We start from the raw sequence: 7,227 nt of genomic DNA, 5'->3' as shown, positions 1-7,227 counted from the left end.
CCACCCAACCGGCTCCCCTCCCCGAGGGGAGCTGTCAGGCGACAGCCTGACTGAGGGGAGAACACCACCAGACCAACCACAAGCCAACTCCCCTCAGCCGCGCCGTGCGCGGCAGCTCCCCTCAACCTTGAGGGGAGCCGATCACCAAGGCCCCATCCACCCAACTTCCCTCAACCTTGGGGGGAGCCGATCACCAAGGCCCCATCCACACAGCTCCCCTCAACCTTGAGGGGAGCCATCAGCAAAACCCAACCCCAGAAAAGGAACGCATCATGCCGCGACCGAAACCCATCGCCATCGACTGGAAGCCCGACCGCACGGCCGCGACGCCAATCACCGAACAAATCGTGCAGTACATGTGCGCGCAGGTCTCCAGCGGCGCGTGGCCCATCGGCGCCCGTCTGCCGTCGCAGCGCGCACTGGCCGAAGGGTTCGGCGTGAACCGGTCGACGGTCATCGCGGCCGTCAACGAATTGGCCGACTACGGCATCGTCGAGGGATTGCACGGCGCGGGCACGCGCATCGTCAGCAACACGTGGTCGCTGATGCTGCCGGGCGCGCCCGATTGGGCGGATTATGTCTCATCCGGCTTCTTCAAGGCGAACAACGCGACGATCCAGGCCATCAACCGACTCGAATTCGATCCGTCGATGACACGGCTCGGCACCGGAGAACTCGACCCGCGGCTCTTCCCGCGCGACATGTGGCGCCGCGTGGCCGGCGAGGCCGCCGCCGAAATCGACGCGCTCGGCTACCCGCCGCCGGAAGGCCTCGACGTGCTGCGCGAGGCGATCGCCGCGCACATGCGCGAGTGGGGCGTGGACTGCCGCCCAGAACGCATACTCGTCTCGTCGGGCGCATTGCAGGGATTGCAGATGATTTCGGTGAGTCTGCTATCGGCCGGCTCGACCGTGTATGCGGAGGCACCAAGCTACATCAAGTCATTGCAGGTGTTCCAGTCGGCAGGCATGCGGCTGGCCGGCGTGCCGATGGACGGCCGGGGACTGGATGTGAACGCGATGGACGCTTCGCTCACAGGCGAAGCGGTGCTGTACACGATTCCCACCAACCACAATCCCACGGGAATCACGATGCCCGCGGAGCGGCGGCACGCGCTGATCGACGCATGCACGGAGCATCGTCTGCCGATCATCGAGGATTGCGCGTATCAGGACCTCGTCTTCGAGGGGCCGACGCCGCGCGCGCTCGCCGCCATGGACGAGACCGGCATGGTGATCACGGTGGGCAGCGCGTCGAAGGCGCTGGCACCGGGGCTGAGGATCGGCTGGGTGTGCGCGGACGAACGCATCGTGCATCGTCTCGCGGACGTGAAGATGCAGATGGACTATGGCGCGAGCACGCTGAGCCAGTGGGTGTTCGCCCGGTTCCTCGACTCCGGCCTGTACGCGGAGTATCTGGAGTCGCTACGCGCCGAGCTGCGCCGTCGCCGCGACGCCGCGCTTGAGACGCTGGAACGGTTGTTCGCCGGACGCGCGCATTGGAACGTGCCGCGCGGCGGCTTCTACATCTGGCTCACGTTCGACGAGCCGGTGCACATGGGACGCCTGTTCCAACGGGCGATCGAGCACGGCGTGCTGCTCAACCCCGGTGACATCTACGATTTCGAGGGCGATAATTCGCTGCGCCTGAGCTACGTCTACACCACCCCGGAGGAGTTCGCCGGGGCGGCAGGACGATTGGCGGGCGTGGTGAACGCCTTGGCCTGAATCAGGCCATGAAGCAGGGATCCATGCGCAGGAATCAGCCGAGCTTGGCGAGCTCCTCTTCCGTGAGTTCGAGGTCGCCGGCCTTGAGCGAGTCGAGGATGGTCTCGGGCCGGTGGGCACCGGGGATCACGAACATGTGGTCGCCCTTGGCGAGCTCCCAGGCGAGCACGACCTGCTGGTAGCTCACGCCGTGCGCGGCCGCGACCTCGCGGAACGGGTCGAACTTGGATTCGTCGTACGGGTGGCGGTATCCGCCGAGCGGCGACCAGCATACGAACGCCAGCCCCAGCCTGGCGCAGTAGTCGAGGGTGTCCTGTGTGTCGAGATGGATCGGCGAATACTGGTTCTGCACGGCGATGAGCCTGTCTCCGAGGATGTCGCGGGCGATGTCGATCTGCTCGATGCTCGCGTTGGAGACGCCGGCGTACTTCGCCACGCCTTCGTCGACGAGCTGCCTGAGCGCTTCGATGGACTCGTTGTACGGCACTTCGGGGTCGTGGCGGTGCAGGTACAGCAGGTCGATGGCGTCCACGCCGAGTGCCTGCGCCGACTGCTTGCCGTATGCGATCAGATGCTCGGGCTTGCCGTCGCGTGGCCACAGCGGCTCGCCGTTCGGACCCCATTCGCGGCGCAGGCCGATCTTCGTGGCGACCGTCACCTCGTCGCGCGGTCCGTCCCAGGATTCCAGCGCCTCGCGCGTGAGCTTCTCGCCGGTCTGCTCCTCCTCGCCCGGCGTGTAGTACGCCCAGGCGGTGTCGATGTGGCGGCATCCGGCGTCGAGCGAGGCGTGCAGCGTCTCGATGCCGATGTCGTGGCCACGGTTGTTTTCGATGGTCAACGGCATCTCGCCGTGGCCGATGGCCGTCGTGTCGAACGGTCCGAGATTGCGGTGCATCACCATAGTGCGGCTCCTTGCCATAGGGATCTCCGGAACGCCGGAATGCCGGCCCCGCCGGATAGATGGACGCGGATGAATACGCTTTCATCCACCGTCCCCCATTCTATAGTGAGCGGCCAGCGAGCGGCCGGCATGGCAGGGACCCCGCGCGCAGGCACGCGGCAACCGCGTCTACATGAAGAACGCCTGCCGGCTGCGGTAATGCTGCTGGAAGTCCTCCAGGGCGCTGAGCTGATGCGCCCGCATCGCCTCGGCCGCCTTGTCCACATCGCCGTCGAGGATCGCGTCGAGAATGACCAGATGCTCCCTGCATGCGTCGCGCACACGCTCGGCCCTGATCGACGCCATGACCGACCTGACCCGCTGGTTCTGCGTCATCAGCATCTTCATGATGTCGACGAGGCAGGAGTTGCCGGTCCGTTCGGCGAAATACATATGGAGTTCGAAATCGAAATCCTGGCTGACCTCCTCGGTCGTGTCTCCGGCTTCGATCTTGCCGGCCACGTAGCCGCGGTATTTCGTCACCGACGCCTTGTCAAGGTTCGGAAACGCCTTGCGCAGCATCTCCGGTTCGATCATCAGCCGGGCCTCCAGCATGTCGAAGGCGTCCTTGACGGACAGTTGACTCACAATCACGCCCTTGCGCGGCATGAGTTGCAGCAACTTCTCCTCCGCGAGCCGGTTGACGGCCTCGCGGACGGGAGTGCGGCTGATGCCCAGCGACTGAGCGACCTCTTGTTCGTCGAGATAATCGCCGGGTTTCAAATCGCACGCTATGATCCGCTGACGCAGATAATCATAGGCTATGTCCTTCTTGCTCCGTGTCATAGTTACGCATATTACCTGTGCTCAATGGGCCGAAAAACCAATAATTCCAACTTTTTCCCGAGATTGTTATCAGTCCGTGGGACGTGTAACGTTTTCCCGACACATGAACGACGACATCATCGATTCAGCGAACGGCCGTCGTCATCATCATCCCCCGGTTTCGACCATGAACGGGGGGCGACATCGTCTTCGGACGACGGTATCGGACTGGAAAAAGACCGCGCCCGACTCCTCTGAAGGGGAATCGGGCGCGAAAGGTGTCATCGACGATTCACCGTCCGCTGGCAGCGCGGGCGTTCAGACCTCCGGGGGAACGTCCGCTTCGGCCGGGGATCCTCGATGAACGGATTTCGAGGCGGTCGTCGCATGGTGGCCGTACATGACACCGGCCCCATGCCGACGACCGTCACGTCGTCATCGCAGCGATCACATCGCCGCCGTCACATCGCGGCCATCACATCGCATCCTCGCGGACGGTCAGGTCGCGACCGCTGACCTCGGGCATGACCACCGCGGCAATCAGGGTGCACACGGTGTAGAAGGCCATGAGCACGGCGAGGGCGATCCAGGAGTTGAACACGGCGACCAGGGCGGCGGCGACCAGCGGGCCGAAACCACCGGTGATGAGGTTCGGGATCTCCTTGGCGAGGGCGAGCTGCTCGTAGCGGTGGGCGGAGCCGAAGCATTCGGCCATGGTGATGTTCTCCAGCGAGAAGAAGGAGAGCACGGTGATGTTGTGCATCACGATGTAGCCGATGAAGAACAGCAGCGTCGGGTTGGAGAAGTGCGGGACCATGCCGGTGGCGGTCTGCTCAAGGGTGGTGTCGGTGCCGAGGTTGTTGACCATGAGCAGGAAGCACGGCACGATGATGATCAGGCCCACGATGGTGACGATCTTGTACATGCGTTCGCGGCCGATGCGGTCGCCGCACCATCCGATGAACGGCACGGTGAGGAAGCCGACGAGCGAGGAGTAGACGACCACGTTCGAGGCGATGGACTTCGACACGAGCAGGTTGGCGGTCAGGAAGGTGATGAGGTAGGTCTGCACCATGCCGGAGTTGCCGCACTGACCGAAGCGCAGCACGCAGGCCACAAGGAACGCCTTGAGGGAGCGCGGGGTCTTGGCAATCTCCTCGGCGGCCTTCTTCTCGGCCTCCTTGCGGGCGGCCTCGGACTCCTTGTCGAGAGGCTTGTCGTAGCCGGCGATGGTCTCCTCCACGGAGGTCTCGTAGACCGGGGTCTCCTTGAGGTGGATTCGGATGAGCACGGCCACGCCCATCACGATGACGGAGCCGAGGAACGGGATGCGCCAACCCCAGTTGACGACCGCGTCGTTGCCGAGCCAGCCGAGCAGGATGGCCCAGATCAGGCCGGCGAACAGGGTGCCGGAGTTGGTGCCGAGCGCGGTGAACGCGGAGACGATGCCGCGGTGCTTTTTCGGCGCGTATTCGGCGAGCAGCACGGAGGAGCCGGCGATTTCGGCGCCGGCGCCGAAACCCTGGGCCAGTCGCAGGATCACCAGCAGGGCCGGGGCGAGCAGGCCGACCTGGTCGTAGGTGGGCAGCGCGCCGATCAGCGTGGTGGCGCAGCCCATGATGGCGATGGTGATGAACAGCACCTTGGTGCGGCCGATGCGGTCGCCGAGGCGGCCGAAGTACCAGGCGCCGATCGGGCGGGCCACATAGCCCACGCCATACACGGCCATGGCCGACATGATGGCGATTGCCTGGGAGCCGTGCCCGAAGAAGATGTCCTTGAACACGAGGGCGGCGGCCAGCGAGTAGAGCTGGAAGTCCATGAATTCGAGCGCGGTGCCGAGCCAGCCGGATACGGCGGCCTTGATGAGGTCGGCGGTGGTGCGCTGCGCCAGCGTCGGCTCGCCGCCTTTCGCCTCGGTGGTGGTTACGGTGGAGTCGGACATTATCGTCTTCCTTTCGTACTGCATATGACGATGCCGAAGATGTCGGGCATCGTCGCCGCGGGCGTCATCGTCCACGGAAAAATCAATTGTTATCCGCGTTGTATCCACATGGTCGCGGTAATCGAACGCTCATGGCCGTGCCGGAAAAGGGGAAGGGCGGACCGGGACGGGAATTCCCAAGGACGGAAGACAACATCCCGCCCCGGAAGCACGGCCATGCGGCGTTCGCTGATCGGCGGGGAACACGAGGGTGCGCGCCCCGCCGAAATCCTGTGTGTTCGACGTCGGCCGACGTTATGCGTCAGTCGCCGAAGGTCAGGACGAGCTTCTTGACCTCCTCGGGATGCTCGTCGAGGAGCTTGAACGCCTTTTCGGCGTCGTTGAAGTCGAAGACGTGCGTGACCATGCCGTCGTCGCCCAGTGTGCCGGCCTCCATCATGCGGATGATCGGCTCGAACTGGAACGCCTGCAGGCGGGTGCCCACCACGGTGAGCTGCTTCGCCATGATCGGCTTCTGCGGGATCGGCACGGGCTCCGGGCTCATGCCGAGCACGACGATGGTGCCGGCCACGGAGGCGAGATCGAAGCAGGCCTGGAACGTCTGCGGCAGGCAGGCGGCGTCGAGCACGACGTTCGCCATCTCGCCGTGCGTCCATTCGGCCACGGCCTCCTTGAGGTCCTGAGTCTTCGTGTTGACGACCACGTCGGCGCCGTTGGCCTTGGCGAACTCCAGCTTCTCGTCGACGATGTCGCTGACCATCACGGTCGCGCCCTTGGCCTTGGCGACGCGCAGGATGGCGATGCCGATCGGGCCGGCGCCCTGCACGAGCACTCGGTCTCCGGCGCGCACGTCGCCGCGGGTGGTGGAGTTGCCGGCGATGGTGTACGGTTCGGCGAGCACGGCGGTGGTCCACGGAATGTCCTTGCGGATCTTGTGGGCCTGGATGTTCTTGATGACGAGGTATTCCTGTTCGCCGCCGTCCACGTGCACGCCGTTGACCTTGAGGTCCTCGCTCACGTTCGGCATGCCGCGGCGCACCGCGTAGCTCTTGCCGGAGTAGGTGATCGGCTCGATGACGATGTGGTCGCCCGGTTCGAGGTCATCGACGCCCGCGCCGACCGCCTCGACCTCGCCCACCATCTCGTGTCCCATCACACGGGGGTAGGTGACGAACGGGTTCTCGCCGTGCAGGATGTGCACGTCGGAGCCGCATACGCCCACGGCCTTGATCTTGACGAGTACGTCGTCGCGTTCCTCGATCTGCGGCTTCGCCACTTCCTCGATGCTCAGATCGTGGGGTCCCTTCACTACGATGGCCTTCATTGGTCGTCCTTTCCTGTGTGCGGCGTCGGTGTCATTGTTACCGGTGTCATTGGCGCCGGCCGGATGGCCTTCGCCGCATGTCGCCGGGGTTCATCGCTGAACGCGCCGCCGTTCCTCTTCGCCGCCTCATTGTCGTCGAGGAGTCCGGGCCGGTTGTCGCTGGCACATGGATGCGGCCCGAGTCATCCATATGTCCGCGAGTCAAATCCGCAATGGCTTCCGGCTTCGGTCGGGTCCGACCGGCCATCGTTCCGACGGTCCGATCATCGTCGTGACCATCGTCCCAACGGTCCGATCATCATCCGTCATCCCGGCCGTTGTTCCAGCCGCCGTTCCGTCCGCCGGACCAACAGATGATCCGACCGTCATCCCGACGACCACGTCGACGATCGACACGATCGAAACCTTGAAACCACAACGTTTTATCGTCGCTGTCCCTTGATTATTTTGAGCCTTCGCCAGTTTGTGTGGTGGGGTGTTGAGCCTCGGCGTCGTGGCCGGGGCTTTTGTGTGTGCGGGTATGGAA

Annotated in this window: 6 protein-coding genes; 1 reads left to right on the top strand and 5 read right to left on the bottom strand. The window is 64.5% G+C overall.

The window, feature by feature from the left end; all coding sequences use genetic code 11:
• Positions 1–272 precede the first annotated feature (272 nt).
• The gene (locus tag DF200_RS10355; protein WP_109138193.1) at positions 273–1,727 is read left to right on the top strand and encodes an aminotransferase-like domain-containing protein; all 1,455 of its coding nucleotides are present in this window, start codon (positions 273–275) and stop codon (positions 1,725–1,727) included.
• 34 nt (positions 1,728–1,761) lie between these two features.
• Here DF200_RS10355 and DF200_RS10350 read toward each other — a convergent pair whose 3' ends face one another.
• The 5 genes from DF200_RS10350 to DF200_RS11020 form a co-directional block, all read right to left on the bottom strand.
• Complete coding sequence (locus DF200_RS10350) at positions 1,762–2,628, bottom strand: aldo/keto reductase (protein ID WP_109138192.1); 867 nt, start codon at positions 2,626–2,628, stop codon at positions 1,762–1,764.
• Positions 2,629–2,796: 168 nt separating this feature from the next.
• Positions 2,797–3,453 carry a GntR family transcriptional regulator gene (locus DF200_RS10345; protein WP_109138191.1) on the bottom strand — a complete coding sequence of 219 codons (657 nt, stop codon included), beginning with the start codon at positions 3,451–3,453 and terminating at the stop codon, positions 2,797–2,799.
• A gap of 454 nt (positions 3,454–3,907) precedes the next feature.
• On the bottom strand, positions 3,908–5,377 hold the full coding sequence (locus tag DF200_RS10340; protein WP_109138190.1) for an MFS transporter: 1,470 nt from the start codon (positions 5,375–5,377) through the stop codon (positions 3,908–3,910).
• A gap of 301 nt (positions 5,378–5,678) precedes the next feature.
• Complete coding sequence (locus DF200_RS10335) at positions 5,679–6,701, bottom strand: zinc-binding alcohol dehydrogenase family protein (protein ID WP_109138189.1); 1,023 nt, start codon at positions 6,699–6,701, stop codon at positions 5,679–5,681.
• Positions 6,702–6,902: 201 nt separating this feature from the next.
• A partial coding sequence (locus tag DF200_RS11020) for a hypothetical protein (RefSeq protein ID WP_206603444.1) occupies positions 6,903–7,227 on the bottom strand: 325 nt, incomplete at its 5' end.

The sequence above is a fragment of the Bifidobacterium catulorum genome, assembly GCF_003129925.1.
Classification (GTDB): Bacteria; Actinomycetota; Actinomycetes; order Actinomycetales; family Bifidobacteriaceae; genus Galliscardovia; species Galliscardovia catulorum.
The sequence above is the reverse complement of the archived record's forward strand: the minus strand, read 5'-3'. Positions and strand labels throughout refer to the sequence as shown.

Excerpts from the sequence above, each read along its gene's own strand:
- DF200_RS10355 (WP_109138193.1), top strand. The coding sequence starts at position 273 with ATGCCGCGACCGAAACCCATCGCCATCGACTGGAAGCCCGACCGCACG.
- DF200_RS10350 (WP_109138192.1), bottom strand. The coding sequence starts at position 2,628 with ATGGTGATGCACCGCAATCTCGGACCGTTCGACACGACGGCCATCGGC.
- DF200_RS10345 (WP_109138191.1), bottom strand. The coding sequence starts at position 3,453 with ATGACACGGAGCAAGAAGGACATAGCCTATGATTATCTGCGTCAGCGG.
- DF200_RS10340 (WP_109138190.1), bottom strand. The coding sequence starts at position 5,377 with ATGTCCGACTCCACCGTAACCACCACCGAGGCGAAAGGCGGCGAGCCG.
- DF200_RS10335 (WP_109138189.1), bottom strand. The coding sequence starts at position 6,701 with ATGAAGGCCATCGTAGTGAAGGGACCCCACGATCTGAGCATCGAGGAA.